This is a genomic window from Kribbella swartbergensis, assembly GCF_054784135.1.
In genome coordinates this window covers 149,029-175,444 of record NZ_BAAGPM010000017.1, presented here as the reverse complement: position 1 = coordinate 175,444, position 26,416 = coordinate 149,029, and the positions used below count along the sequence as shown (strand labels likewise).

The window sequence follows — 26,416 nt, the reverse complement described above, 5'->3', positions numbered from 1 at the left end:
GCCGTCAATGGCGGATGTTTGCGTCAACATCAGATGTGACGGGAGTCACACCTGTCAGGCGGCGACGTCGGCCTGGGCTCGACGGCGCGCAGGTCACCCCTGGGTCAGCCGACCTCGACCGCGGTGATCGCGAAGCGCTCGACGTCCTGCACGTGACCGCCGGTCGACGCCACCACGGTCAGTGCACCGTCGTCCGCACCACGGAAGCTGACCCGGGTCGACCACGGCTGCCGCTCCCCACCGCCCGGAATGCAACACGCCGAGCCGAGGATCCGATCGGAACCGGCCTGGCGGATGGCGATCCGGATCGACTCGTCGACTCCGGTGATCCGGCCGCCGACCGTGATCGGCGAGGTCACCCTCGCGCCGTACCGCGGCCGCTCGAGCGTGAGCGTGGAGTCCCGGGTCCCGACGACCTCCCACGGTGCGTCGTCGCCCTGGCCGATGCGGGCCAGGTGGATCTCGGCCGCCACACTCGCCGGGCCTTCGCCCGACTCGTAGCCGACCGAGATCCAGGCCTCGTCACCGCTGATCTCCCGGTCGACGACACGGTCGATCTCGGTAAAGCCGAGGAAGCCGGTGGTGAAGGACAACGCGGTCTGATCCGCGTCCAGATGCCAGGGTTGCTTCCCGCTGTCGCGGTATTCCTCCTGCCACTCGGAGGCCTCCGCCACCGAGGCGAACGGCCACAACGGCTGGTACGCGAAGCGCCGCGGACTCGGCGGGACCTGCCTGGTCGGAGACGGCTCGGCCGGTTGCGGGGATGAAGTCGTGGTGGTCGCGGTGGGCGCTCCCGGCAGCGGTACGGCGCCTTGCCCGGTCGAGGCCGGACCGCCGCCGAAGTACAGCACCGCGAGCCCGGCCAGCACGGCGGACAGCAGCGTGACCACCACGGCCGCCGCGACGACCGCGGCCGGCCGCATGCCTGTCCGCTGATCTGGTCCTTGTCCAGGCGCCATCCGACCAGCCTCCCGCAGCCACTTCCATTAGACCGCTACTTGGGCAGCACGGGGTCCAATTGCAGCCAGGTGGCGAGGTCCTCGAGCTCACGTCGTACGGCCGCGGTGAGACTCTTGCCGAACGGCTCGTCCTCGTGGATCGCGTCGACGCGGAGGATGCCGCCCTTGTGGTCGGAGGTGGCGTCGACCTTCCCGACCAGGCGGTCGCCGTGCAGGATCGGCAGCGCGAAGTACCCCCAGCGGCGCTGGGCGGCCGGTTTGTACATCTCCAACTGGTAGTCGAACTCGAACAGCTCGGCGAGCCGCTTCCGGTCGTACACCAGTCGGTCCAGCGGCGAGAGCAACGCCGTACGACCCGAGAAGGGCTGACCGAGCTGGGCCGGGTCCACCCGCCACTGACCGCGGACGCCTTCGACCACTGCCGCCTCTCCCGCCTGGGCGACGTCGAGCGGCTCGCCCGGGCAGGCCGGCCCCTTGGCCCGCGCGATGCCGAGTGAGCGCAGGCGCTGCTCGTCACGGATGCGCTTCGCCGCTTCGACCGGTACGGCGGGCTCGTCGGGATAGACGCGCGACGCCAGGTCCCACAGCCGGTCCCGCCCGTCCCTGCCGGCGACCGCGACCTCACCGCGCTGCAGCATGAACTCCAACAGCTGCGACACGTTGCGGTTGTTGGTCCAGCCCGACGACTTCCACGGCTTCACACAGGTGTCCGGCAGCTCGCGCATCACCAGCGGGCCGTCCTGCCGGAGCCGCTCGAGGATGTCCAGGCGACAGCCCTCGTTCGCCTTCACCCAGTCCCGGCGGTACTCCTGCCAGTCGAGCAGCGGCCCGCTCCCCGGCCACTCCTCCATCTCGGCCCGGAACAGAGCAAGGCTCTCGGGTGGCCGCACGAACCCGCGCAATTCCAGCAACGCCTGCGTCTCGAGGGCCTCGACCAGCTCGCTCGGCGAGTACGACGACCCGAGCCGACTCCACGCCACCAGATCGGCATTCGGCGCGACCGCGGCCGTCTGGTCGTACTGCACCACCGTCAGCCGCCGGACCACGTCGAACAGGTCCTCCGGCCGCTCCTCGTCGAGCAACTGCGCCCGCACGGCGATCCGCCGCGCATCGCGCCGTGAAAGCTCGTGAACACCCACAACCCGAGGCTAGGCCACGTGCCCGACATTTCACTTTCAGAACGAATATCGGGGGCATCTGGGGCATCCTGGGGACGGCGAGTGGAGGTTTGACTGTGGTCAAGACGAATCAGGTGCGGGTGGCCCTGCTGCTCGCGGCCGGCCGGGGACTTCGGATGCGGTCGGCTCAGCCGAAGCCGCTGCACCGCGTCGGCGGCGTCAGCCTGCTGGAGCGGTCGGTCCGGGTGCTGAGACAGGCGGGCGTCGAGCGGATCGTGGTCGTCCTCGGCTACGGCGCCGACGAGGTGGTCGCCGCGATCAAGGAACGCGACCTCCCGGTGGAGGTCGTGGTCAATCCGGACTGGGAGAGCGGCACGGCATCCTCGCTGCTGGCAGGACTCAGCGTGATCGGCGACCGGCGCTGCCTGGTGGTGATGGGTGACCACGTGTTCGAGGCGGACGACGTACGGCGACTCATCCAGACCCCGACCGGGAACGTCGCGGCCGTGGACCGCTCCGGCCGAGCGGCCGCACTGAACGGCGCGCGACCAACCCTCGTCCGGCTCCGCGACGACGGGACCGTCGCGAGCCTGGGACCGGACCTCGACGAGTACGACGGCGTGGACGCGGGTCTTGCCGTGGTCGACGTACAGGACGTGCTGCTGGTGACGTACCGGGAGCCGGAGTCATGGCTGGAGGTGCGGCAGCAGCTGCTCGCGCACGGCTGCCAGATTCAGACCCGGGAGGTGGAGGGCCTTTGGGCCGATGTGGACACGCCGGAGACCGTGCGAGCGCTTGAGCGGTCCATGTGGCAGCGGTACGGCCCGAAGCCGACCGACGGGGTTGTTGCCCGGGTACTCAATCGACGCATCTCCGGGCCGCTCACCCGGCTCCTGCTGCGCACCGGCCTCAAACCTGACGTGGCGACCGCGGTGGCCTTCGCCGTCACGCTGCTGGCGGCAGGTCTGGTGGCGACCGGCAACACCTGGCTGATGATTGCCGGCGGGCTGACCGTCGTCCTCGGGTCTGCACTCGACGGAGTGGACGGCGAGCTCGCCCGGGTCAGCGCAAGGGCCACCAAGCACGGTGCAGTCTTGGACACCCTTTTGGATCGGTACGCCGATCTGGCCGTCGTCCTGGCGCTCGTCCTCGCGACCGGTCCGACGTCGGCCGCCTGGGTCTGGGGGTTTGCGGCCGGGGTGGGCTGTCTACTCATCTCCTATGTGCACGCGGTCGGACGCGACACCGACGTACGGCTGTTGTTCCGGCGTGAGTTCCGGCTGCTGATCTTCGCGGTGGCGGCGATCGCCGGTGTCCCGCTGTGGGGACTGATCGCGGTAGCGGTGGCAGCCAACGCCGACGCCCTGCGCGGCGTCGTCCTGCTGCTACGCGCTCTACGCAGTGCACCTTGGTGATGCACGCTCGCCCGAGACGATCAGCCACCCAGACTGTTCTGGGCCAAGGCCGAGCGGGGTTCGCGGCCGGGCGGTTGGCTGGGCCGGGGCAGCAGCGGGGTGCGTTTGTTGAGTGATCGGGTCACGGGGCTGTCCGGGGTCACGGTGACCGGCTCACCCGCGTGTTTGAAGGAAATGCTGCAGTCGGCGCCGTCGTGGACCGCGTAGGTGACCTCGAGTTCGGTGATGTCGACCTTCAGCCGGGCGCCACGCCAGCGGATCGAGAAGGCGAGCCGGGACATGCCCTGCGGTAGCGCCGGGTTGAAGCAGAGGCAGCCCCCGATCTCGCGCAGACCGCCGAATCCGGCGACGAGTGCGGTCCACGCGCCGGCGAGCGAGGCCATGTGCAGGCCGTCGCCGGTGTTGTGGTGCAGGTTGCGCATGTCGATCAGCGCCGCCTCGTACGCGTAGTCGTAGGCGAGATCCAGGTGGCCGACCTCGGCCGCCATCACCGCCTGGACGCACGCCGACAAGGACGAGTCGCGCACCGTCAGCCGCTCGTAGTAGTCGAAGTTGCGTGCCTTCTCCTCGGCCGTGAACGCGTCACCGCACCAGTACGTCGCGAGCATCAGGTCGGCCTGCTTGATCACCTGCTTGCGATACAGCTGGAAGTACGGCGCGTGCATCATCAACGGGTACTTGTCCTTGTACGCGTCGAAGTCCCACTCGGCGTACCCGGTGAACCCCTCGGACTGCGGGTGGACACCGAGTTCCTCGTCGTACGGGACATGGACCGCGGCCGCCGCGTCCCGCCAGGACGCCTCCTCCTCGCTGTCGACGCCGAGCTCACGGGCCTTGGCCGGATGCCGCACCGCCACCTCGGCCGCGGACCGCAGGTTCCGGGCGGCCATCAGGTTGGTGAAGACGTTGTCGTCGGCAACCGCGCTGTACTCGTCCGGACCGGTCACTCCCGGAAGGTGCCAGCGACCGTGCCGGTCGTGGTGACCGAGGGACATCCACAGCCGGGCCGTCTCGACCAGCAGTTCGAGCCCGATCTCCTCGAGGAACTCGTCGTCCCCGGTTGCGGTGTGGTACCTCATCACCGCCTCGGCGATGTCCGCGTTGATGTGGAAGGCCGCCGTACCCGCGGGCCAGTAGCCCGAGCACTCCTGGCCCCGGATCGTCCGCCACGGGAACGCGGCACCCCGCAGGCCCAGTACGGCGGCCCGGTCGCGCGCCAGCTCGAGGGTCGAGTGCCGCCAGCGCAGGGCGTCGGCGGCAGCGTGCGGCAGCGTGTAGTTGAGCACCGGCAGGACGAATCCCTCGGTGTCCCAGAACGTGTGGCCGTCGTACCCGGCTCCGGTCAGACCCTTCGACGGAATCGCCCGGCGCTCGGCCCGGGCACCGGCCTGCACCACATGGAACAGCGCGAACCGGACCGCCTGCTGCAGCTCCGGATGGCCGTGCACCTCCACGTCGGCGCCGTCCCAGAAGTCGTCCAGGAACTCGGCCTGCTGCTTGGTCAGCCCGTCCCACCCGGAGAAGCGCGCACTGGCCAGCGCCGCGGCGACCTGGTCCCGGATCGCCGTGTCGGTCCGCAGGCTCGACCAGCCGTAGGCCAGGTACTTCACCACGCGCAGCGACTCCCCCGGCTGCAGCTGGCAGATCACCGTGTGGCGGGCCCAGTTCTCCCGTACGTCGAGGTCCATCGCGTACCGGACCGAGGTGTCGACCTCGTGCGCCATCGCCGCGGCCATCAACTGGCGGCTGCGCGTGGTCCGGTGGATCAGCACGACGCCGTTGTCGCCGCCGTCGTGGCTGACCGGCTTGAGCGGGTTGTCCAGCACCGCCGCGACCCGCGGATCGTCGGACAGCTTCGGCTGGGTCTCGTTCGCGACCAGCTCGGACTGGATCACGAACCGCGTCGGCTGGTCCACCGGCTCGACGATGTACTCGATCGCGGCCACCGCCCGCTGGGTGAGCGACACCATACGGCGGCTGCGGACCCGGACCCGCTTGCCGCCCGGCGACGTCCAGTCCACGTCGCGTTCCAGCAGGCCGGTGCGGAAGTCGAGCGACCGCTCGTGGCGGCTGAGGTAGCCGTAGCGGATGTCGAACGGCGAGTCGTCCACCAGCAGCCGGATCAGCTTGCCGTTGGTGACGTCGACCAGCGTCTGGCCGGACTCGGGATAGCCGTAGCCGGCTTCGGCGTACGGGAGCGGACGTTGCTCGTAGAACGAGTTCAGGTAGGTGCCCGGGATCGCGTACGGCTCGCCTTCGTCGAGGTTGCCGCGCAGGCCGATGTGCCCGTTGGACAGCGCGAACAGCGACTCCGACTGCGCGAGCTTGTCGAGTTGGAGCCGGGTCTCCCGCAACCGCCACGGCTCGATCGGGTGGTGCCCACGGTCGATCATCGGTCGTCCTTCCCCAGTAGTTCGGCCAGATCCCGTACGACGACGTCCGCGCCGTGGGCCCGCAGTTCCTCGGCCTGCCCGACGCGGTCGACACCGACCACGATGCCGAAGGCACCGGCTCGTCCCGCGGCGACCCCGGCCAGCGCGTCCTCGAACACCGCCGCTTCGGCCGGGTCGACCCCGAACCGCTGCGCCGCCCGCAGGAACGTGTCCGGCGCCGGTTTGCCGAGCAAGCCCTCGGCCCGGATCGTCACGCCGTCGACCACTTCCTCGACGTACGGCGCCAGTCCGGTGACCTCGAGTACCTCGCGGGTGTTGGCGCTCGACGACACCACAGCGCGCCGGAGACCGGCCTTCTCGACGGCCTGCAGGTACTGCCTCGAGCCCTCGAACACCTTCACGCCGTCGGTCCGGATCCGGCGCTGGACGGCCTCGTTCTTCCGGTTGCCGAGGCCGTTGACCGTCATCGCGGCCGGTGGGTCGTCCGGACTGCCGTCCGGCAGTGAGATCCCGCGCGACGCCAGGAAGTCCCGGACACCGTCGGCCCGGGGCTTGCCGTCGACGTGTTCGTCGTACTCGTCCCGGGCGTCGAACGGCCGGAACGCGATGCCGTGCTGCTCGGAGTACACCCGGAGGAACTCGTCGAACATCTCCTTCCACGCGGCGGCATGCACCGCCGCGGTGTCGGTCAGCACCCCGTCGAGATCGAACAAGCAGGCCCTGATCCCCGTCGGCAGTCCCAGCATGTCCCCAGAGTAGTCAGAGCCTGGGCGGCAACCCGAACGCAGGGAAGCGCGAACACCCGAATGTCGTGATCTCCGCGATCGCACCGTCGCGGATCCGCAGTACGTCGAGCTTGAACGCCCGGAAGACCGTGTCGCCCGGGCGGCGCAGGTACGTCGCCGCGGCCGGCGACCGGTTCGCCGACGTCGGCACCAGCCGCCAGTCGCCGTCCCGGTCCGGTCCGAACGCCCGGTCGAACAGCGGCAGGCAGGCGTCCAGCCCGGCGAAGGACAGCTGGTCCGGCGGCATCGAGATGCGCAGGTCCTCGGCCGCGATCGCCACGGCCGCCGCGGTGTCACACCGCTCGTGCGCGTCAATGAACCGCTCCAGCAGCTCGCGCTCCTCCGCCGTCGGCCGCGGTGCACTCCAGTCGGTACGGCGAGCAGGCAACCGTTGTTGCATGGTCGCCCTCGCTCGCTGGAGCGCACTGTTCGCCGCGGCCACGCTCGTCTCGAGCAGTGTCGCGGTGTCGTTGGCAGACCAGCCGAGCACATCGCGGGCGATGAGTGCTGCCCGTTGCCGCGGCGGCAACGACTGCAGCGCGACCAGGAAGGCCAGCTCGATCGTCTCCCGGTCCACAGCCGCCGCGTCGGGCTGGTCCGTGGACGGGGCGATCTCGTCGAGCAGCTGGTCCGGGTACGGCTGCAGCCACACCATCTCCCCCGGCGACGCGGCCTGCCTCCGCGCGTGTCGTCGGGCCACGTCAAGGCAGACATTGGTGGCGATCCGGTACAACCACGCGCGGAAGTACGTCCGGCCGTCGTACCCGTCCCGCCCCCGCCAGGCCCGCAGCAGAGTCTCCTGTACGGCGTCCTCCGCGTCGTCGAAGGACGCCAGCATCCGGTAGCAGTGCACGTGCAACTCACGCCGGTACCGTCCGGCGAGGTCGGCGAACGCGGACTCGTCGCCCGCGAACGCCGCCGCCTCGAGCGATGACTCTGTCGATGATTCGAACACAGTTACAGCCGGCCCGGGTTCGTCCTGCCGACCTCCTGGACCGTCCAGCCGTTGCCGTCGGGGTCCTCGAAGCTCAGGAACGTGCTGTAGTCGGCCCGGTCCGGGTGCAGCCCGGGCTGCTTGCCCTCGGCGGTGAAGTGGAACGGCTCGCTCACGTCGACCCCGCGCTCGACCAGCTCCGCCCGGGCCGCCTCGATGTCGGTCACCACCAGGTGCGTGCCCTGGTACGTCCCGGGCTGCGCCGTGGTCACGCCGGTGCCGATGGTGATCGAGCAGGCCGAGCCCGGCGGGGTCAGCTGCACCACCCGGAACGAGTCCCCCGCGCTGTGGTCGACGTCCTCGGTGAACCCGAGTTGCTCGGTGTAGAACTTCTTCGCCCGGTCCACGTCCGACACCGGGACGATGACGAGTTCGAGTTTCCAGTCCATCTGCGGCCTCCCGCGGTTCGGGTCGGTCACAGTCTGACCGACGCTGTCAGACGGTGAAACGACAGCGCCGGCCGGAACTCATCGGTCCAGCGATGAGTTTTTTCAGGACGCCGTACCGAAGATCTCCGCGAACCAGTCGAGCTGGGCGTCCTGCTGGTAGGTCTGGCCGCCCTCGTGCTCGTTGTGGGTGTAGACCTTGATGTCCTTCGCGACCTCGGTGGCGGAGGCGGTGCCGTAGGCGTTGTAGGCGGCGAACACGGTCGACGGCGGGCAGACCGGGTCCATCAGGGCGACCGAGAACAGCGTCGGTGCGGTGGCCAGGCGGCCGAGGTTGACGCCGTCGAAGTAGCTCAGCGTCCGGTACGCCGTCTCGACCTGGTCCCGGAACCCCTTCAGGTAGCGGGTGATCTCGCCGTACGGGTCCTTGTCGGTGATCTGCAGCGCCCTCTCGAAGTGGCACAGGAACGGGACGTCCGGCGCGCACCCGGCCAGCTTGATGCCGGCCAGGCCCGCGAGCCCGGCGGCCGCGATCGAGATGCCGCCGCCCTGGCTGCCACCGGTGACGATGATCCGGTCCGGGTCCACGAACGGCGACGTCCGGGCCGCCTCGAGAGCGCGGACGGCGTCGACGAAGACCCGGCGGTAGTAGTACGTCTCGGGATCGGTGATGCCGGCGGTCATGAACCCGGGCGCGTGGTTCAGGCCGGCGTACGGGCTGTCGTCCGGGGTGCCGCCCGGGTTGCCGGCGCTGTAGCCCTGGCCGCGGGTGTCCATGCAGAAGTGGGCGTACCCGGCCTGCGCCCACAGGTTCGTGGTGTGCGGGAAGCCGCGGCCGCCGGAGTAGCCGAAGTACTGCACCACGGTCGGCAGCGGTCCCGTCGTACCGGCCGGAACGTGCAGCCAGCCCTTGATCGGCGCCCCGCCGAAGCCGGCGAACGTCACGTCGTAGGTGTCGATGACGGCGAGCTTGTTGTCGACCGCGGTGAAGGTGGCGGACAGGTCGTCGGTGCGCGCCTTCTCGACGGAACGGCGCCAGAAGTCGGCAAGGTCGGCGGGCGCGGCCACCTCGGGCCGGTAATCCCGCAGCTTGTCGAGCGAAAGGTCGAACATGGCCATGAGCAACAAACTTAAGCCAGGTACCCCGCCCCCGCCCCGCCAATGTCCGATGCTGGACACATGACGCCGTTGCCCAACATCGTCTTCGTCATGTCCGACGACCACGCCGCGCACGCGATCTCGGCGTACGGGAGCAGGGTCAACCGGACACCGCACCTGGACCGGCTGGCCGCCCAGGGTGTCCGGATGGATGCGACGTACTGCACGAACTCCATCTGCTCGCCCTCGCGCGCGTCGATCCTCACCGGCACCTACAGCCACGTCAACGGGGTCGCGTCGATCTTCACCGAGATCGACTACCGGGTGCCGACGTTCGCCGAGGTACTGCACGACGCCGGCTACCAGACCGCGTTGTTCGGCAAGTGGCACCTCGGCGAACGGCCGGAAGCGGCGCCGCGGCGCTTCGACGCGTGGAAGGTCTTCCCCGGTCAGGGTGAGTACGTCGACCCGGTGATGATCGGGCCGGACGGGACCGAGACCGTTCCCGGGTACGCCACCGACATCGTCACCGACCAGAGCATCGACTGGATCCGGGACCGCGACCCCAGCCGGCCGTTCCTGCTGCTGGTCCATCACAAGGCGCCGCATCGGCCCTGGGTGCCGGACGAGAAGCACAAGGAGCTGTACCCGATCGGTTCCATCCCTGAGCCGAGCACGCTCCTCGACGACCACAGCACCCGCAGCCGGGCCGTGCGTGGTGTCCGGATGTCGGTCGCGGACGACCTCGGCTCCGACGAACTCGGGGAGGAACTGCCCGACGACCTCCGTGGACCGGAGAACCGGGTCGAACGGATGCGGTGGAAGTACCAGCGCTACCTGCGCGACTACCTGCAGTGCGTGCAGTCGATCGACGACAACGTCGGCCGGTTGCTCGACGTCCTCGACGAGGAAGGCCTGACCGAGTCGACCGTGGTCGTCTACACCTCAGACCAGGGCTTCTTCCTCGGCGACCACGGGTGGTTCGACAAGCGGCTGATGTTCGACGAGTCCCTGCAGATGCCGATGCTGATCCGCTGGCCGGTGCACGTCCCGGCCGGGGGCACGTGCGACGCGATGATCACCAACGTCGACTTCGCCGCCACGTTCCTGGACATGGCCGGGCTCGATCCCGCTCAGGCGCTGCCCACGTCACAGGGCCGCAGCTTCCTGCCGTTGCTGCGAGGTGAGACCGTGGACGACTGGCCGGACGCCGTCTACTACCGCTACTGGGAACACGACGACCCGATCCACCACGCGCCGGCGCACTACGGCGTACGGACGAAGGAGTTCAAGCTCATCCACTACTACGGTGCAGGCCTCGGCGTCCCCGGCTCCTCGGACCGGTTGTTCGAAGCGGAGTGGGAGCTGTACGACCTACGCACCGACCCGGAGGAACTCGTCAACGTCGCCGACGACCCGTCGTACGCCGCCATCCGGGCATCCCTCAGCCAACGGCTCGCCGACCTCCAACGCCAGTACGCCGACCAGCCGTACGAAGGTCCGGCCACCCCACACCCCCACTGGTCCTGGGCCGACGAGAAGTCCTTGCAGGCAGCAACCGCCTACACCAGGACCCTCCGGTCAGACGCCTGAGGGGAATCCAGGTCGGGCGAGGTCAGTGCCGGCGCGTCTTTCGCCTCAGCTCGCCGGCCGACACCGCCATCCAGTAGCGCCAGACCGCGACCACGGCGACCAGTGCGGCAACCCAGTAGAGAGCGTCCACGATTCCTCCCGATGCTCAGTGGAGTGTCGCGGTCAACCGTCGAACTCCGCCGGATTCCTCCGCCTGTACCCACTCGGCAAACCCCACTGACCGGTCTGAGATCGTGGGGCCATGGCCATCGAGGTTCGTCCGGCGTCGGTCTTCGAGGATGTTCGCGCCGTACTCGGCCCGAAGTCGCCGGACGCCAACGTCTGCTGGTGTCTGAGCTACCGGATCCCGTCCAAGCTCAACAACGAGCTTCGGGGTCCGGCCCGCGGTGAGTACGTCGCCGAGTTGTGCCGCGCGGACGTCGCTCCCGGGGTGCTCGCCTACGACGGGGATGAGCCGGTCGGCTGGGCCGCGGTCGCGCCCCGCTCCGAGACGTCGTTCGCGCGGAACCGCAAGATCCCGCACGTCGACGACCTGCCGGTCTGGTCACTGTGGTGTGTCCGGGTCCGTCCCGGTCACCGGAAGCAGGGGATCTCGCACGCGCTGATCGCCGGCGCCGTCGAGTTCGCCCGCGACCACGGTGCACCGGCCGTCGAGGCGTACCCGTTGGACAACGGCGACGCCAAGGTGGACCTGACGATGGCGTACGCCGGGATCCGCAAGAACTTCGAGCGGGCCGGCTTCACCAAGGTCGCCGACACCACGTCGGTCCTGGCCGGCCACCCCCGCATCCTGATGCGCCTCGACCTCCGCTGACCAGAGCCGACGTCACACCTGCTTGGAGCCGGTGAGGGCGAGAACCGCGTCGAGGAGCGCGGAGGTCAGGGCGGGAAGTTGGTCGGGGTGTTCGGACAGCAGGAACAACCAGGCGAAGACCGGGCCGACGAGCAGGGCGTTGAGGACTGCCGGGTCGGGCCGTGTGGCGAGTTCGCCGCGTGCGGCCGCGCGGTCCAGGATCTCGGTGAGTGTCCGGCGCTGGGCGACGAGGTACTTCGCGTCGAACCGGTCAAGGAGTGCTGGGTCGGCGTGGACGTCGGCCAGCAGGCCGGGAACCGCCCCCGGCGGCGGAGCGACCATGCTGTCGGCGATCTCGCTGAGCACGGCGGCCAGGTCGGCGCGGAGCGACCCGCGGTCGGGCGCCACCGCGAGGAACTGGCCCGGCACGAGCACCTCGAAGATCATTTCCTGCTTGCTCGCGTGGCGCCGGTAGATCGCCGCCTTGCCCACGCCGGCACGTGCAGCCACCTCGTCCGTCGTGAGGCGGGCGTACCCCACTTCGGCCAGCAGGTCTCGTACGGCGGAGGCGATGGCGTCGTCGACGCGGCTGTCGCGGGGACGTCCCCCGGGGTTCCGGTCTTGCGTTCGAGCTGGCATAAGGGCATCATACGGAACCGTAGGTATCGGAACCCACAGTTCCGCAAAGCCCACCGGCAGCGCGCCACAGATGGGAGTGAGTGACCGATGCGGATCCCGAAGTCCGCTCACACCGCACAGCCGTGGCGGATCCACGAGTTCACCCGTGACTTCCGGATCGAGGACGTGTGGTCCTTTCGCGCCCCCGGCGCCGGTCCCGACGACTTCCGCGTGATGCTCGACGCGCTGAAGGCGGCCTATGACACCCGGAAGGAGCCTGTAGCCGTCCGCTTCTTGTTCGCCGTGCGCTGGATGCTCGGTGGCCTGCTCGGCTGGGACTCGCCCGAGGCCGGCCTGGGCGGGCGGGTTGACTCGCTGCGCGACCGCCTCCCCCGCGACCTCGCAGAGACCGCCCGCGACGCCACCACCCCCTGCACCGACCCGTTCACCGAGGTGTACCTGCTCGACAACGAAGCAGCCCGCGAACTGGCCAACAAGACCGTCCACGACATCATGCACCTGGGCTGGGTGCCGACCGGCGACGGCGAATACGAACTCCGCATGGCGGCCCTGGTCAAAGCCAACGGCCTGTTCGGCCGGCTCTACATGGCCTTCATCGCGCCCTTCCGCTACCTGATCATCTACCCGGCACTCACCCGCCAATGGGAGCGCGCCTGGCGAGACCGCGCCCGCTTACTCGCCCCATGACGACCGAGCGGCGGGCCGTACGACGGGTCAGGGTTGGGAGTCGATCCACTCCTCGAACGTCGGTCCTGCGAGCCTGGCATGCGGGCTTGGCAGGAACGCACCCTTGGCAGCAAGCTCGGCATCGGGCATGCCCGAGCCGTCGATGCCGACGACCTTGATGCCTCGGCGGGCGCCGAGGAGTGCTGCTGCCGTCGCCAAGGTCTCCTGCCGGGGTCCGGCGATCTCGGGGATCGGCGTTCCTGGAGCGGGCTCGCCGGGGTCTAGGGCCAGGTCGACCAGTTCCTCGGCCACGGTGCGGCAGGCCACGAGCTGGGTGGGCAGGGCCGGGATGTAGGCGACGTCGCCCTGCTGCCAGTCCAGAAGCTGACCGACGAACTCGTGGAACTGCGCTGCCCGCAGAACGCGTACGGCGAGCGGCCCGGACAGGAGCAGCTCCTCGTGCACCTTCTTGGCGGCGAGGAAACCGGCGGTGGCATTGTCGACGCCGATGATGGATGCCACGGTGATCCGGGCGACTCCCGCCTTCTCGCCCGCCTCCTGCAGATTGCGGGCCGACGTACGGAAGAACTCCGTCGCCGCCTCCTGCTCGGAACCGTGCCACGAGGCGACGTCGATGACCACATCCACTCCGGTGAGGGCGTTGGCCAGACCCTCACCGGTGATGATGTCCACGCCGGTGGCTCGTGACATCGGCACGACCTGGTGCCCGCGTTCGGTGAGGACGTCGACGACGTGGCGTCCCAGCCGCCCGGTCGCGCCCGCCACCGCGAACTTCGTGCTGCTCACGCTGTGTGCCCTTCTCGCTCGCTGTAGTTCTGACCGGGGGGCATGCCGGGGATCGGCTTCGCGATGAGAGCCGCGGGGGTGAAGAAGCCGATGTGGGCGATCGCCATGACGAGCGACCACATCGCCTTGTCGTCGTAGTACGCGGAAGCCTTGGCGTACAACTCGTCGGAGACTCGCTCCCCTGACGGGTTCGGGGTGAGGACAGCCTCCACCAACTCCAGCGCGACCCGTTCGGCGTCGGTGAAGCAGGTGGCGTCGGGCCAGGTGGCCACGGCGGTGATCCGCTCCTCCGACTCCCCGAGCCTGCGGAGGTTGCCGGTTTCCCGAATGGTGAAGTACGTGCTGCCGAGGATCTGCCCGGCGCGCAGCTGCAGCAGGCCGGTGGTGGTCGGCGGAATCGGGCTGTTCTCCAGAGCCTTGTGCAGGCCTGCGGCGACCTCCGCCAGTTCGGGGAGGAACGGGAGAGGGTTGGGCATGCGCGACCGGAGGTTGGTCGTCGGGGGTATGGACATGCTCGGACTTCCTTACTCGTGGTGTGTGCCAGTACGAGCAAGAGATCCCGGCGTCCCGCTCGGTGTGACAGCGCGACCTCTGTGACGTAGCCCACTGATCGGCGGCGTCACAAGGCGGCTCGGGCCGGGATCGTATGGACAAGGCACGGTCGCGAACGAACAGGCAGGAACCAGCGATGACCGAACGAACTGAGCAACCGACGGCCACAGCGCGCGGCATGGACGCGGCCACTGAGGCGTTCGTTGCCCACCGCAACCTGCTGTTCACCCTCGCCTACGAGATCCTCGGCTCCGCCACCGACACCGAGGACATCCTGCAGGAGACCTGGCTGCTGTGGACGGGCGTCGACCTCGACACGGTGCTGGACCGGCGTGCGTACCTGATCCGGATCGCCACCAGGCAGGCGCTGAAACGACTGCGCACACTGGACCGGCGCAAGGAGACCTACGTCGGGCCGTGGCTGCCCGAGCCGTTGCTGACCGCGCCTGATGTGGCCGAGGATGTCGAACTGGCCGACAGCGTTTCGATGGCGATGCTGCTGGTGCTCGAGACGCTCGGGCCGACCGAGCGGGCGGTGTTCGTACTGCGCGAGGTGTTCGAGCTGGAGTACGACGAGATCGCCCAAGCCGTCGACAAGACCCAGGCCGCGGTGCGCCAGATCGCCCACCGGGCCCGGGCCCACGTCGCCGCGCGCCGGCCACGCGGCACCGGATCTGCTGCCGAGCACCGCGCCGCACTCCAGGCTTTCCAGCGGGCGGTCGAAACCGGCGAACTGCAGAGCCTGCTCGACATCCTCGCGCCGGACGTCGTTGCGCTGAGCGACGGCGGCGGTGTCAAGCACGCCCTGCTACGCCCCGTTGTGGGAGCTGACAACGTCGCTCGATTGCTGGCCCTCGGCTGGTGGAAGCGGGACGCAGAAAGGTCTGTGGAGCTGGTGCAGATCAATGGCGGCCCAGGGCTACTCGTCCGCATCAACGGCGAGATCGACGGCGTGGTGGCAGCCCGGGTGGAGAACGGCTACGTCACCGGCGCCTACCACGTACGCAACCCCGAAAAGCTGTCGCACATGGACCAGCAGACCTCCATAACCCGCTGAAAGCCGACCCATAGTTCCGAAGGTTGCGAGTGAGTTGAACACTCGTTTAGTCTTTGAACGTGTGTTCAACCCGGGTCCCTGATGCCCACCCACCGACCGGTGGGGCTGCGACGGCTGCGCGGATCCGGGATGCGGCTCTGGTGCGGTTCGGGCGGGACGGGTTCGCGGCCGGGCTGCGGGCCGTGGCGGCGGACGCGGGAGTGACCGCGGGCCTCGTCGTGCACCATTTCGGGTCGAAGGACGGGCTCCGCCAGGCGTGTGATGCGCATGTGCTCGACTTCATCCGCTCGGAGAAGATGAAGGCCACCACAGGCAGCATGAGCGGCATCGTTCAGCTCGCCCAGGTCGAGGAGTACGCGCCGTACGCCCTCTACGCGTTGCGCAGCGTCCAGGCCGGTGGCGAGCTGGGTACGGCGTTCGTCGACCACATGTGCAAGGACGCCGAGCAGTACCTCGAGGCCGGCGTCCAGGCCGGCATGATCAAGCCGAGCCGCGACCCGGCCGGCCGGGCCCGCTATCTCACCTACCAGGGCATGGGCTCGCTCCTGCTGTGGATGTCACTCCACCAGGGCTCGCTGGAGCTGGACGACTTCCGCGCCGAGTTGCGCCGCCTGTCGGACGAGATCACCCTTCCCGCGCTCGAGCTTTTCACCGACGGCCTCTTCACGTCCCGCTCCATGCTCGACGAGTACCTGATGTATGTCCCCGATCCGCCGGCCGGTCCAGCGCAGCCGTAGTACGGGGAGACGACGTCCTCGACCGACGTCCTCACGACGACATCACGCCGGGACATCCCGGAAAACTCTCTTGAGAGGTACAGCGATGACTGCTGCCCTGGAGATCTCGCAACTGCACAAGTCCTTCGGCCAGGTGAAGGCACTCGACGGTCTCGACCTGATCGTCCCGACCGGCCAGGTGGCCGGATTCCTCGGCCCGAACGGAGCCGGCAAGTCCACCACGATCAGGATCCTGCTCGGTCTGCTCCGGGCCGACGACGGCGACATCGCGGTCCTCGGCCGCCACCCCTGGACCGACGCCGTCGCGCTGCACCGGCGGCTCGCCTACGTCCCGGGTGACGTGAGCCTGTGGCCCAACCTGACCGGCGGCGAGGCGATCGACCTGCTGTCCCGCTTGCGTGGCGGCGCGGACAAGACCCGCAAGGCCGAACTGCTCGAACGGTTCGAGCTGGACCCGACCAAGAAGGGACGCACCTACAGCAAGGGCAACCGCCAGAAGGTCGCTCTCGTCGCCGCCCTGGCCGCCGACGTCGAGCTGCTCGTGCTCGACGAGCCCACCTCGGGCCTCGACCCGTTGATGGAAACGGTCTTCCAGGATTGCATCGCCGAGGCCAAGGCGGCCGGGCGTTCGGTCCTGCTGTCCAGCCACATCCTCGCCGAGGTGGAGAAGCTGTGTGACACCGTCACCATCATCCGCAACGGCCGTGCGGTCCAATCCGGCACCCTGGCCGAACTGCGGCACCTGACCCGGACGACGATCACCGCCACCATCGACCGCCACCCCACCGAGTTGGCGACCGTCGAAGGCATCCACGACCTGCGGTACGACAACCGCCAGGTCGTCTTCGACGTCGACGCCGACCACCTGCCGGCCGTCATCCAGTCCCTCGGGCAGCTCGGCGTACGCAGTCTGCACAGCGCTCCCCCGTCACTGGAGCAACTCTTCCTGCGCCAGTACGGCGACGAACTCGCCGGAGCGCAGGCATGAGCAACCGCGAGAGCTTCACCGCCACCGGCACCCTGGTCCGCTTCGCACTCCGCCGCGACCGAGTGAAACTGCCGATCTGGATCGGCGGGATCGGACTCGGCATGCTGTACGCCGTCAGCGCGTTGCCGGCCGTGTACGGCACCCCGGAGGAACGGCAGGTTCGGGCCGAGCTGATGGACTCCCCCGCCGCCACGATGATGTCCGGACCCGGCTACGGCCTGGACAACTACACACTCGGCGCCATGATCACCAACGAGATGGTGCTCTACCTGGCCATCCCCGCCGCGATGATGAGCATCTTCCTGATCACTCGCCACACCCGGGCCGAGGAGGAAACCGGCCGCGCCGAACTCGTCCGCTCGGCGGTCGTCGGCCGGCACGCGGCCGCCACCGCCGCGCTCGTCGTCGCCGTGATCGCCAACCTCGGCGTCGCGCTGCTCACCGCCCTCGCGATGCTCAGCGGCGACCTCGCCGTTGCCGACTCGTTCGCCGTCGGCGCAGGTATCGGCCTCACCGGTCTGGCCTTCGCAGGCGTCGCCACGGTTACCACTCAGCTCACCGAACACTCCCGCGCAGCGTCGAGTCTGGCGATGGCGTCGGTCGGCGCCGCGTTCCTGCTGCGCGCGATCGGCGACGTCTCCCAGCCCGGCGGCAACGTCCTGTCGTGGTTGTCACCGCTCGCCTGGACCCAACAGGCCCGACCTTTCGTCGACCTGCGCTGGTGGCCGTTGCTGCTCTCGATCGCGGTCCTCCTCGTCGCGGTCGCGGTGGGCTACGCCCTGTCGGTACGACGGGACGTCGGTGCCGGACTCGTACCACCGAGGCTGGGCAGGGCCGACGCCGTACCCTCACTCTCCACACCCTTCCGCCTGGCCGTCCGCCAGCAGCGCGCCAGTCTGATCGGTTGGGCGGCCGGCCTGTTCGTCTTCGCCGTACCGACCGGATCGCTCAGCGACTCCGTCACCGATGCGGTCGCCGACAACCCACGGATGGGCGAGATCTTCACCGCCAACGGCCAGGACCCCCTCGACGCGTTCTACGCCACCATGGCGTTGTTCTTCGCCCTCCTGGTCAGCGCCTTCGCAGTTACCTCGGTCCTCCGGCTGCGGTCCGAGGAACGCACCGGACACACCGAAGCAACACTTGCCACATCGGTCAGCCGGTCGCGCTGGTACTTCGCCTGGCTCGGCTATTCCGTCCTCGCCTCCGCCGGACTGCTCGCCGTCAGCGGACTCGGTGTCGGAATCGGAGCCGCGACCGGAGACGCCGGTCCCGGCACGGTTGCCGAGGTGACGATCGGCACGTTGGGCTTCCTGCCCGCCGTCACCGTCGTAGCTGTGTTGGCGGCGGCCCTCTTCGGCCTTCGTCCGGCGTTCTCGTCGCTCGCGTGGCTCGTCGTCGCCTATGCCGTCCTCTTCGGCATGTTCGGCGCCCTCCTGAACGTCCCCGGCTGGATCGTCGACCTGTCACCCTTCGCCCACACCACCGCGATGCCCCTCGCGGAGCTCCCGGTTGCGCCGCTCGTCGTACTCGCGGCGTTGGCGTTCGTCCTCGCGCTCGCCGGAAATACCGCCTTCCGCCACCGCGACATCGAATCCACCTGAGCCCTCCCCACCGCCGTCGCCCGACTCCATCGACGAGCCGGGCGACGGCGCGGTAGGCGCGGGTGTAGTTCATCGGCATACCATGCGGTATGGTATGGTCTAATGCGCCGTCGAACGGAGGACGTGGGGATGAAACTGGTGAGATGTTCCGGCTTCTGGACGGTGCTGCTCGCGCTGATCCACGTCCTGACGACCTCCTTCTTCTACGGCGACTCGGTGCGGAGCATCCTGGCCGGAGGCGTGCTCGGAGCCGTCGACGAGGATCCGGGGCTTGCCACGCTTCGCGGCGCCGCATTCTGGTATCTCACGTCCGGGCTGTTCCTCGGACTCGTCGGATCGATGGTCCTGGCGGCCGAGCGGCGCGGCGACGGCGCACCCCGCGGCTTCGCCTGGGTCATGCTCGTGGCCGGCGCATGGGGCGTCCTGCTCAGCCCGGTCTCAGGCTTCTGGCTCTTCTTCCCAATCGCCTGGCTCGCCCGCCGCACCTCCACCCACCGGCACGCACGCACCCCCACCTGACACCGACGCCGGGCTCTCGAGCGAAGCTGTTGCCCTTCACAACCGTTCTCTGCGGCTCCGGTCATCTGGCCGAGAACCTGCTCCACGACACCGCGCCGAAGGCGCACCCACTGGGCAAGCTGCCGCGGCGGCAACAGCCGACCTGGTGCTGCCGCCGGTCGGCCTGACGCCGCCGAACTCCAGCGACGGCGCAGGCAGGTGCGCTCTGCCGAAAGGCCGATGGACCAGCGTCGTAGTCATCCCGGGAAAGGCCTGCCGTCGTGGCCAGGATGCTGCCTAGCTAGGTGCCGTCGGCAACGACGAGTCGGGCCATCCGGCCCGGTTCGTCCGCCGGCGCGATCAGGGGACACGAAATGCCAGGAGGTTCATACATCAGGTCGCCGGGGCTGATTGCCCGAGGTGTGTGGATAGGGCTAGCGCGCACGTGTGATGTGGTGTCGGAACCAACTGGTCAGACCGGCGTCCACCTCGCGGGCCAATGGCAGTTGGGGTGCGGGTTCGATGCCGGGCTCCTCGGCCAGCGGATGCGCCAGCCCGGGGATCGACAGTAGCTCGGACTGTTTCCCCAGGGCGTCGACGAGGTGGACCGCATCGGCACGCAGCGCCGGGTGATCGAGCTCGCCGCTGACGACCAGCAGCGGCGCGCGACCGGCGATGACGTCCGCCTTGGCGGTGAAGTCGAGGCTGTCGACCGCCTTCTCGGACTCAGCGTCATACCGGTAGTCGACCGGGAAGAGGTCGACGACTGACCGCATCCGGATGGCGGCGTTCACGACGGCGCCGGCGAACACCGGGATCTCGGTGTCGGCCAGTATCCGCAGCGCCACGGCGCCGCCCAGCGACCCGCCGAGCACACCGATCGGGCCGTCGTCGACCGGCAGTTGCGCACGGATCGACGCCAGTGCTGCGGGGAACTCTTCGGACGCCTGCTGGACGAACGGGTAGAGATAGGACATCAGAGGGTCCTCGCGCATCAGCTCCACGATGGCGTCCGTGCTGCCGTTGACCATGCGCGCCCCGCACATCGGCATGCCGAGGTGGACCCGCCACGCGGGCACGTCGTTCATCGGCAACGCGGCGGCGAACGCCGCGTCCGACCTCGGCGCGTCCAGCATGTGCCAGGTGACGATCAGCGGCGCCGGGCCGTCCCCGGCCGGCGGAAGAGCGGTGAACGGCACGCCGGCGGCTGTTCCGGCAACTGGTGAAGGCATGCCGCAACGATATTTCCACGAGCGTGGACCGGAAGGCGGTTATGCCACCGGCAGAACACGCATCCCGAACGCGATCCCGGTCGTCGCGGACTTGGCCGGCACCTGCGCGCTCGGTGGGATCGACGACTTGTCCGCCTGATATTCAGAAACCATGACCACCATTCGAAGAGAGTCGAATCGCTCGCCGGTTGTCCGGAACCCCGGCCATGCATGCGCAGGTGGTCATGCCTCCCTGAGCCAAGCCGAGCGGCGACGGCGATCGGTCCTCCAAGCCATACCGCACATCAGCTCGACATCAACACGTTCTATCTCAGGGGACCGGGTTGGATTCGCTGGTACGCCATCCGGCTGGTCCTGTTCGCGATCGGCAGGGGAATAGGCGGCATGATCTGGCCGTTCGACGACGACTCGGTGTGGAACCACTGGCTCCCGGAGAGCTTGATCGGCAACGTCTACATTTGGTCGTGCCTCATCGCCACAGGGCTCTACGCGGCCCACGACTGGGGAGCACGGCGACAGCAGCACTAGCGTGTGACGGGCCGGCTATTGCTCGGGCATCACGCGCCGTGCCAACGCGGTGAGAGCCGTGGTGACGTCGGCAGCAGACAATCCGCGGACGTTCCGCACATGGTCGTAGAGGTCAGGGGCCAGCGGCGCGAGCAACATGTCGGGCAGTACGTCGCCGCCGGCGAGCCCGGCGGCGTCGAGCAAGGTTGCGATGTGAAGGCGCCAGAAACCATAGGCGCCGGTTGCATATCGGCGGGCTCCAGTCTCGGCCCCGAGCGTCAGCGGGAGGTGCTGTTCGAGAAGCTCGACCATCTCCTCATAGAAGGCCACCAATCGCTCCCGCGGGGGCGCCCCAGGACCCAGTGGAGGCGCCCCACGCAGGATCTGCTCTTGCACTTGACGCTCATGATGATCGAGTAGCGCCGTGGCAATCGCGGCTGTACTCGGGTAGCGCCGGTAGAGGGTCGCCCGTCCGACGCCGGCACGACGAGCAATGTCGTCCATGGTTACCGACCGCGGGTCGCCCTCTGCGAACAGAGCCTCCGCAGCCTCGAGCACTTTCTGACGGTTCCGAGCGGCGTCCGCACGTTCATTGACGTCGGCGTTCGCGGGCGCGCCGCTCAGCAGATCCCGTCTCGGCTCCATGCTGCCATCATCCTGCCGGCGTGGTGACGCGCGCGAGCACCACACCACCCAGGATGAGACTCAACGCCGCCAGTCTGGCCAGGCTGACCGGATCCTTGTGCACGAAGATCCCGAGCGTAATGGCGCCGACGGCACCGATACCGGTGAAGACGGCGTACGCCGTTCCGACCGGCACGGTCTGCATCGCACGCGACAGCAGGTACACCGAGGTGGCGCCGAGGACGATGCACACCAGGGTCGGGAGCGGTTTGGTGAAGTTCTCGGTCGGTTTGATGGTCTGAGACCAGACGATCTCGACCAGACCGGCCACAATCAGGATGACCCAGCCCATCAGTTCCCCCGGATGGCCGCCAGCTTGCGAGCCAGTTCCCGGGCAGCGTCGTATGCCTCGGACAACGATCGCTCGTGGGCATCCAGACGGTCGGCGAGCAACGGATCCACCGTCGCGTTGGCGTATTCGCTGTGGACGAAGTGGATGTCGGTGACCCCGAAATGGCCGTCGAAGAAGGCACGGAGGTAGCTCTCCTGATGGTCCATCCCCGCGCGTGGTGCGCCTGCGGCGTAGCTGCCGCCCCGCGACGAGGCAACGACCACCGTCAGATCCAGGCGTGCCCTGGGAAAGGTGACCTGATCGATCCACGCCTTCAGACTGGCCGGGACGGAGTAGTTGTACATCGGAACGCCCAAGAGCAGGACGTCGGCGCTCACGAGTTCCCCGAGCAGAGGCTCGACGATCGCCCAGGCCGCCCGCTGGCCCGGGGTCCGCGCCGTCTCGTGGAGTCTGGCCGGATCGGTGATGCCGTGCTCCTGGGCGTAGGCGCACAGCTCGGTCCACTCGGCGGTGATCTGCGGCACCGGGTCCATTGCCAGATCCCGGTACGAGAATCGTCCGTCGGGCACGGCCAGCCGCCACTCGTCGGCAAAGGCGGCTGCGACGCGACGTGAGTACGACTCCGGCCGGGCGCTGGAGTCGATGTGCAACAGGTGGCTCATCTGGTTCGCTCCTGAAGAGGTGGGGTAACGTGTCGAGCATAACCGGACAGCGTGTCCAGTTATTCCCAACGGGTCCACCCTCCTTCTCGGCGGCGGCAGATGCAAAGGCACCGATCCCCCGCCGGAGACTTGACAAGACCCTCGATCGTCAGGAGTAAATAGCCCTTATGCAAATGACAGATGGAGTGGCGGCCGCCGAAGTCCTTGCCGGTCTGATGGTGTCCGACGGGCCGCGGCCCGAGTTCGAGAAGGCCTTCCAGCCGTTCGCGCCGCTGATCGGCAGCTGGGACCTCGACGTCAGCTGGTACGACGAGGACGGCAACGTCACCCGGCAGACGAAGGGCGAGTGGCACTTCGCCTGGGCCCTCGACGGCCGCGCGGTCGCCGACATCTGGATCACCCCGAGCCGGGCCGCCCGTCCCACCGACGGCGACGGCGAATGGGGTCTCACCGTCCGCATCCACGACCCGGAACTGCAGGCCTTCCGCTCCACCTGGATGGGCCCGAAGAACGCCTTCGTGATGACGTTCATCGGTCACCCGGGCGACAACTCGATCACCCTCGACTCCCGCGAACCGCTCGCCGCCAAGACCCGCTGGATCTTCACCGACATCAGCGAGACCGGCTTCCACTGGCGCAACGAGGACGAAGACGCCGACGGCAACATCTTCGTCCGCCAACGCTTCATCGCCACCCGCCCCGCTCAGCCGTAGACGTTCGTCGGGAACCACAGCTGACGCCGGTTGTGGTTCACGACAGCCGTTTGTGCAGCATGCGGTCCAGTAGATCGAGGGTGCTCACCACGTCCAGCTCGGTGGTTCGAGGGTGAGTCATGCATAGCCGCAGGACCGGACCATCTCCCCAGTCGGTCGTCAGCACCAAGGCGTAGCCGTCGTTCAGCATCTCCTCGGCAAGGTCACGCACGATCTCGTCGACCTCCGAGCGTTTGCGTTCCGGGAGCGACGGGCGGAAGGTGACGATGCCCAGCTGCGCCGGCGTGACGACGGTCCACTGGGTGCGGTTCCTGAGCAACGACTCGGCGTACTCGGCCATCTTGACTCCGTGGTCGACGGCCGCACGCATCGCGTCCAGGCCGAACACCTGGATCGTCATCCAGAGTTTGAGAGCCCGGAAGCTGCGCGTCAGCTGCGGGCCGTAGTCATAGAAGTTCACCGGGTCCGCCGCGAGCGTCTCGGTCAGGTAGCCGGCATGCAACGAGTACGCCGCTCGGAGCGCCTCGGCATCGCGCACGAGCAGGCATCCTGCCTCATACGGCTGGAACCACCACTTGTGCGGGTCGATCGCGATCGAGTCCGCTCGAGGGAGCCCGGCGAGCAGTTTCCGGCCGTCGTCGACGAGGACAGCCGCGCCGCCGTACGCCGCATCGACGTGCAACCACAGATCGCTTTCGGCGCAGATGTCCGCAAGCTCGGTCAGCGGATCGACTGCACCGGTACTCGTGGTGCCCGCCGTCGCGATGACGCAGAACGGCACCGCACCGCGGGCGAGGTCGGTGCCCACTGCTTGTCTGAGATGGTCCAGATCCATGACGAGGTCGGCGTTGACCGGGATGCGGTGGAGTTGACCGGTGCCGAAGCCGATGTATTCGAGGCCGCGAACGACGGACGCATGCGTCTGGTCGCTGACGTAGATGACAGCGTCCGCCGACGGGCCACCGAAGCGGCGGTGACGTGCCGCGTGGACGGCGATCAGGGATGCCGACGTACCACCGTTGGTCAGAAGACCGCCGCCCGTGTCCGGCAAGCCCAAGAGCTCGCGGAGCCACGCCAGGACCACGAGCTCCACCTCGGCCGCGCCGGCACCGACCAGCCAGTGGCCGGCGAAGACGTTGGCACCGGCCGCGATGAAATCAGCGACCGCCGCGACGAAGTTCCCCGGTCCCGGAACGTACGCGAAGAATCTCGGATGATCGGTCGCCGCACAGGCCGGCAAGACGTCGGCGGCGACCCGGGCGAGTACGTCCAACGGGTCCTGAGGTCCGGTCGGAACCGGCTCCATCAGCCTCTGCTCGAGCTCACCGCGCGACCATCGTGCCGCCACGCGCTGATCGCCGAGATCGACCAACCGCCGGCTGATCAGCTCGATCGCCGCGGTGCCCAGCTGCTGCATCTCGGCGAGGCTCAGGGTCATCAAGGATTCGTCCTCCATGAGGTGAGCCTGGCAAGACTCGGACGCCTCCGTCTTGGACGATAGTGACCTCAGCTGCGGACATAACGACCCGGCGATACGCCGACCAGTCGAGCGAAGTACCGCGTCAGGTGAGCCTGGTCGTAGAAGCCCGCACGCTGGGCAGCCTGAACGGAATCAATCCCACTGTCCAGCAGCTGGCGAGCGAAGTCGACCCGCCGCGACACCACATACGAGTACGGCGGAATCCCCAACTCCCGCCGGAAGCGGCGGATCAGGGTTGCCGGTGCAACACCGAGCCGCTCGGCGACGGTCTTCACGTTGACAGGTTGGAGAAACTCTTCATCCAGGATCCGCCGGGCCGCCCTGGTCAACGTCGACAGGCGGATCGGGTCGGCCCGGCTGCCGCTGCCGGAAAACACGTCTGCGATGGCATTGACCATCAGTTCGCGTCTGTCCTCTGCACCAGCGGACGTCGCAGCGGACAGCAGACCGCCGACAGAGGCCGCCGGACCCAACGTTCGGAGGTCGGGTGTGTCCTCGCGACCGATGACCTCGGCAATCAGTCGAGGAGCCACCGAGATGGCCGCATAGCTGAGACCCGACTGCCGGTCGGCGATGCCTTCATGGACTTCTCCAGGTGGCAGAACCGTTGCCAGACCGTTCCCTACGTCGAAAGAGGTCGTGGCCGTCCGCAACTGGACCGATCCCGTCCAGACGATTCCGAACGACCACGTGCTGTGGGCGTGCGGCGGAAAACGGTGGGCCGGTGTCAGTCTCAGACGGTGAGCGGTCACGCCTGAGTCGCCATCCTCCTCCTGACCCAAAGTCCCCGCCATGGTGAAAGCTTGCCTCAATCAGCCCTCGACCTGGTACACGAGAGGCCGCTCCCGTTGAGGTCAGAGGAAGTCGAGGAGGCTTTGGACGAGGTCGTCAGGCGCTTGCTCGGCGACGTGGTGGCCGGACTTGATGCCGTGGCCGTCGACCTGCCGGCACCACGGTTGCCAGACTGCGACGACGTCGCCGTAGATCTGCTCCATGTCGTCTTCGGTCGACCACAACACACGCGTCGGGCACTCGATCCTGCGCCCGGCGGCCCGGTCGGCCTCGTCGTTGCGTCGGTCGATGCCCAAGCCGGCGCGGTAGTCCTCCAGCATCCCGTGCACGGTGGCGGGGTCGCGGATCGCGGCGAGGAAGTCGGCGTGGTTCTCTGGTCCCAGCTTCTGCGGTGCGTTCGTGGTCCAGGCGCCGTACCAGGTCTCCGGATCGGCGCAGATGACCCGCTCGGCCGGCTTCTCGGACTGCGCGAAGAACCACCAGTGCCACCACGCCGCCGCGAACTCGGCGCGACACCGCTCGAGCGCCTCGACCACGGGCACGCTGTCCATCACCACCAGCTTCGTCACCCGCTCCGGATGGTCCAGAGCGGTCCGGTAGGCGACGTACGATCCGCGATCATGGCCCGCGACCGCGAATCGGTCCTGTCCGAGCATCTCCATCAAGCCGACGACATCGGCCGCCATCGCCCGCTTCGAGTACGGCGTATGGTCCGCGTCCGTCTGTGGCTTGGCCGATTTCCCGTACCCGCGCAGATCCGGGCAGACCACCGTCAGCCCGGCCGCCGCGAGTTGCGGCGCGACGGCGTACCACGTCGTATGAGTCCGTGGATGCCCGTGCAGCAACACCACCGCCGGCCCGGACCCGCCGTATCGGACCCGAACACGGTGCCCGTCAACCTCTAACTCCTCCAGCGCAAACCCTTCGAACATGCCGGCCCAGTACCCCCGCCCATGCCAAGCCGGCACGCCA

At 68.5% G+C, this 26,416-nt stretch carries 28 protein-coding genes; 11 read left to right on the top strand and 17 right to left on the bottom strand.

The genetic code is table 11. The features are described 5' to 3' along the window. Positions 1-104: 104 nt before the first annotated feature. Together ACYVOK_RS12670 and ACYVOK_RS12665 are read right to left on the bottom strand one after the other, a co-directional pair. Positions 105-959 (bottom strand): hypothetical protein, encoded by an 855-nt coding sequence (locus ACYVOK_RS12670; RefSeq protein ID WP_460662546.1) that lies wholly within the window; start codon positions 957-959, stop codon positions 105-107. Positions 960-994: 35 nt separating this feature from the next. Further along, the gene (locus tag ACYVOK_RS12665; RefSeq protein ID WP_460662545.1) at positions 995-2,098 is read right to left on the bottom strand and encodes a DNA glycosylase AlkZ-like family protein; all 1,104 of its coding nucleotides are present in this window, start codon (positions 2,096-2,098) and stop codon (positions 995-997) included. A gap of 95 nt (positions 2,099-2,193) precedes the next feature. Here ACYVOK_RS12665 and ACYVOK_RS12660 point away from each other — a divergent pair, with 95 nt between their 5' ends. After that, positions 2,194-3,492 (top strand): NTP transferase domain-containing protein, encoded by a 1,299-nt coding sequence (locus ACYVOK_RS12660; protein WP_460662544.1) that lies wholly within the window; start codon positions 2,194-2,196, stop codon positions 3,490-3,492. A gap of 20 nt (positions 3,493-3,512) precedes the next feature. On the opposite strand, the gene ACYVOK_RS12655 is transcribed toward ACYVOK_RS12660, so the two are convergent. The 5 genes from ACYVOK_RS12655 to ACYVOK_RS12635 form a co-directional block, all read right to left on the bottom strand. Continuing rightward, on the bottom strand, positions 3,513-5,885 hold the full coding sequence (locus ACYVOK_RS12655; RefSeq protein ID WP_460662543.1) for a glycoside hydrolase family 65 protein: 2,373 nt from the start codon (positions 5,883-5,885) through the stop codon (positions 3,513-3,515). Beyond that, positions 5,882-6,631 (bottom strand): beta-phosphoglucomutase family hydrolase, encoded by a 750-nt coding sequence (locus ACYVOK_RS12650; RefSeq protein ID WP_460662542.1) that lies wholly within the window; start codon positions 6,629-6,631, stop codon positions 5,882-5,884. Before ACYVOK_RS12650 ends, ACYVOK_RS12655 begins: the two co-directional genes overlap by 4 nt. 13 nt (positions 6,632-6,644) lie before the next feature. Next, positions 6,645-7,625: an RNA polymerase subunit sigma-70 gene (locus ACYVOK_RS12645; RefSeq protein WP_460662541.1), complete on the bottom strand. Its 981-nt coding sequence runs from the start codon at positions 7,623-7,625 to the stop codon at positions 6,645-6,647. A gap of 2 nt (positions 7,626-7,627) precedes the next feature. Then, positions 7,628-8,053, bottom strand: coding sequence for a VOC family protein (locus ACYVOK_RS12640; protein WP_460662540.1), 426 nt, complete (start codon positions 8,051-8,053; stop codon positions 7,628-7,630). 102 nt (positions 8,054-8,155) lie between these two features. Then, complete coding sequence (locus ACYVOK_RS12635) at positions 8,156-9,169, bottom strand: acetylxylan esterase (protein WP_460662539.1); 1,014 nt, start codon at positions 9,167-9,169, stop codon at positions 8,156-8,158. Positions 9,170-9,229: 60 nt separating this feature from the next. Here ACYVOK_RS12635 and ACYVOK_RS12630 point away from each other — a divergent pair, with 60 nt between their 5' ends. Both ACYVOK_RS12630 and ACYVOK_RS12625 read left to right on the top strand, forming a co-directional pair. Beyond that, positions 9,230-10,741, top strand: a complete 1,512-nt coding sequence (locus tag ACYVOK_RS12630; RefSeq protein ID WP_460662538.1) for a sulfatase family protein — start codon at positions 9,230-9,232, stop codon at positions 10,739-10,741. Positions 10,742-10,982: 241 nt separating this feature from the next. Then, positions 10,983-11,555 (top strand): GNAT family N-acetyltransferase, encoded by a 573-nt coding sequence (locus ACYVOK_RS12625; protein WP_460662537.1) that lies wholly within the window; start codon positions 10,983-10,985, stop codon positions 11,553-11,555. Between the two features lie 12 nt (positions 11,556-11,567). Here ACYVOK_RS12625 and ACYVOK_RS12620 read toward each other — a convergent pair whose 3' ends face one another. Beyond that, the gene (locus tag ACYVOK_RS12620) at positions 11,568-12,173 is read right to left on the bottom strand and encodes a TetR/AcrR family transcriptional regulator (protein WP_460662536.1); all 606 of its coding nucleotides are present in this window, start codon (positions 12,171-12,173) and stop codon (positions 11,568-11,570) included. 87 nt (positions 12,174-12,260) lie between these two features. Between ACYVOK_RS12620 and ACYVOK_RS12615 the strand changes: the two genes are divergently transcribed. Next, a complete protein-coding gene (locus ACYVOK_RS12615) occupies positions 12,261-12,860 on the top strand; it encodes a DUF2867 domain-containing protein (RefSeq protein WP_460662535.1) in 600 nt (199 codons plus the stop codon). 27 nt (positions 12,861-12,887) lie between these two features. Here the strand turns inward: ACYVOK_RS12615 and ACYVOK_RS12610 are convergent, their stop codons facing one another. Both ACYVOK_RS12610 and ACYVOK_RS12605 read right to left on the bottom strand, forming a co-directional pair. Continuing rightward, positions 12,888-13,646, bottom strand: a complete 759-nt coding sequence (locus ACYVOK_RS12610) for an SDR family oxidoreductase (RefSeq protein ID WP_460662534.1) — start codon at positions 13,644-13,646, stop codon at positions 12,888-12,890. Then, entirely contained in the window at positions 13,643-14,122 is a 480-nt protein-coding gene (locus tag ACYVOK_RS12605; protein ID WP_460662533.1) for a carboxymuconolactone decarboxylase family protein, read from the bottom strand. Before ACYVOK_RS12605 ends, ACYVOK_RS12610 begins: the two co-directional genes overlap by 4 nt. A 212-nt stretch (positions 14,123-14,334) precedes the next feature. Between ACYVOK_RS12605 and ACYVOK_RS12600 the strand changes: the two genes are divergently transcribed. The 5 genes from ACYVOK_RS12600 to ACYVOK_RS12580 all read left to right on the top strand — a co-directional run bounded on the left by ACYVOK_RS12600 (position 14,335) and on the right by ACYVOK_RS12580 (position 19,103). Continuing rightward, complete coding sequence (locus ACYVOK_RS12600) at positions 14,335-15,255, top strand: RNA polymerase sigma-70 factor (protein ID WP_460662532.1); 921 nt, start codon at positions 14,335-14,337, stop codon at positions 15,253-15,255. A gap of 59 nt (positions 15,256-15,314) precedes the next feature. Further along, the gene (locus ACYVOK_RS12595; RefSeq protein ID WP_460662531.1) at positions 15,315-15,992 is read left to right on the top strand and encodes a TetR family transcriptional regulator; all 678 of its coding nucleotides are present in this window, start codon (positions 15,315-15,317) and stop codon (positions 15,990-15,992) included. An 85-nt stretch (positions 15,993-16,077) separates the two neighbouring features. Then, positions 16,078-16,980: an ABC transporter ATP-binding protein gene (locus ACYVOK_RS12590; RefSeq protein ID WP_460662530.1), complete on the top strand. Its 903-nt coding sequence runs from the start codon at positions 16,078-16,080 to the stop codon at positions 16,978-16,980. Next, positions 16,977-18,584, top strand: coding sequence for an ABC transporter permease (locus ACYVOK_RS12585; protein ID WP_460662529.1), 1,608 nt, complete (start codon positions 16,977-16,979; stop codon positions 18,582-18,584). The genes ACYVOK_RS12590 and ACYVOK_RS12585 overlap by 4 nt, the downstream gene beginning before the upstream one ends. A gap of 129 nt (positions 18,585-18,713) precedes the next feature. Further along, positions 18,714-19,103 carry a DUF6463 family protein gene (locus ACYVOK_RS12580; RefSeq protein WP_460662528.1) on the top strand — a complete coding sequence of 130 codons (390 nt, stop codon included), beginning with the start codon at positions 18,714-18,716 and terminating at the stop codon, positions 19,101-19,103. A gap of 413 nt (positions 19,104-19,516) precedes the next feature. On the opposite strand, the gene ACYVOK_RS12575 is transcribed toward ACYVOK_RS12580, so the two are convergent. After that, a complete protein-coding gene (locus ACYVOK_RS12575; protein WP_460662527.1) occupies positions 19,517-20,314 on the bottom strand; it encodes an alpha/beta hydrolase family protein in 798 nt (265 codons plus the stop codon). A 384-nt stretch (positions 20,315-20,698) separates the two neighbouring features. Between ACYVOK_RS12575 and ACYVOK_RS12570 the strand changes: the two genes are divergently transcribed. Beyond that, complete coding sequence (locus tag ACYVOK_RS12570; RefSeq protein WP_460662526.1) at positions 20,699-20,842, top strand: hypothetical protein; 144 nt, start codon at positions 20,699-20,701, stop codon at positions 20,840-20,842. Positions 20,843-20,857: 15 nt separating this feature from the next. On the opposite strand, the gene ACYVOK_RS12565 is transcribed toward ACYVOK_RS12570, so the two are convergent. The 3 genes from ACYVOK_RS12565 to ACYVOK_RS12555 are packed head-to-tail and all read right to left on the bottom strand — an operon-like array spanning position 20,858 to position 22,459. Continuing rightward, the gene (locus tag ACYVOK_RS12565) at positions 20,858-21,466 is read right to left on the bottom strand and encodes a TetR/AcrR family transcriptional regulator (RefSeq protein ID WP_460662525.1); all 609 of its coding nucleotides are present in this window, start codon (positions 21,464-21,466) and stop codon (positions 20,858-20,860) included. Between the two features lie 7 nt (positions 21,467-21,473). Further along, a complete protein-coding gene (locus tag ACYVOK_RS12560) occupies positions 21,474-21,797 on the bottom strand; it encodes a DMT family transporter (RefSeq protein ID WP_460662524.1) in 324 nt (107 codons plus the stop codon). Continuing rightward, the gene (locus ACYVOK_RS12555; RefSeq protein WP_460662523.1) at positions 21,797-22,459 is read right to left on the bottom strand and encodes an FMN-dependent NADH-azoreductase; all 663 of its coding nucleotides are present in this window, start codon (positions 22,457-22,459) and stop codon (positions 21,797-21,799) included. The genes ACYVOK_RS12560 and ACYVOK_RS12555 overlap by 1 nt, the downstream gene beginning before the upstream one ends. 173 nt (positions 22,460-22,632) lie before the next feature. Between ACYVOK_RS12555 and ACYVOK_RS12550 the strand changes: the two genes are divergently transcribed. Then, positions 22,633-23,172: a hypothetical protein gene (locus ACYVOK_RS12550; protein WP_460662522.1), complete on the top strand. Its 540-nt coding sequence runs from the start codon at positions 22,633-22,635 to the stop codon at positions 23,170-23,172. A gap of 37 nt (positions 23,173-23,209) precedes the next feature. On the opposite strand, the gene ACYVOK_RS12545 is transcribed toward ACYVOK_RS12550, so the two are convergent. Genes ACYVOK_RS12545 through ACYVOK_RS12535 form a run of 3 tightly spaced genes read right to left on the bottom strand, consistent with a single transcriptional unit; the run spans position 23,210 to position 26,376 of the window. Further along, entirely contained in the window at positions 23,210-24,628 is a 1,419-nt protein-coding gene (locus ACYVOK_RS12545; RefSeq protein ID WP_460662521.1) for a pyridoxal phosphate-dependent decarboxylase family protein, read from the bottom strand. A gap of 50 nt (positions 24,629-24,678) precedes the next feature. Continuing rightward, positions 24,679-25,446, bottom strand: coding sequence for an AraC family transcriptional regulator (locus ACYVOK_RS12540; RefSeq protein WP_460662520.1), 768 nt, complete (start codon positions 25,444-25,446; stop codon positions 24,679-24,681). A gap of 60 nt (positions 25,447-25,506) precedes the next feature. Further along, positions 25,507-26,376 (bottom strand): alpha/beta fold hydrolase, encoded by an 870-nt coding sequence (locus ACYVOK_RS12535; protein WP_460662519.1) that lies wholly within the window; start codon positions 26,374-26,376, stop codon positions 25,507-25,509. Between the last annotated feature and the right edge of the window lie 40 nt (positions 26,377-26,416).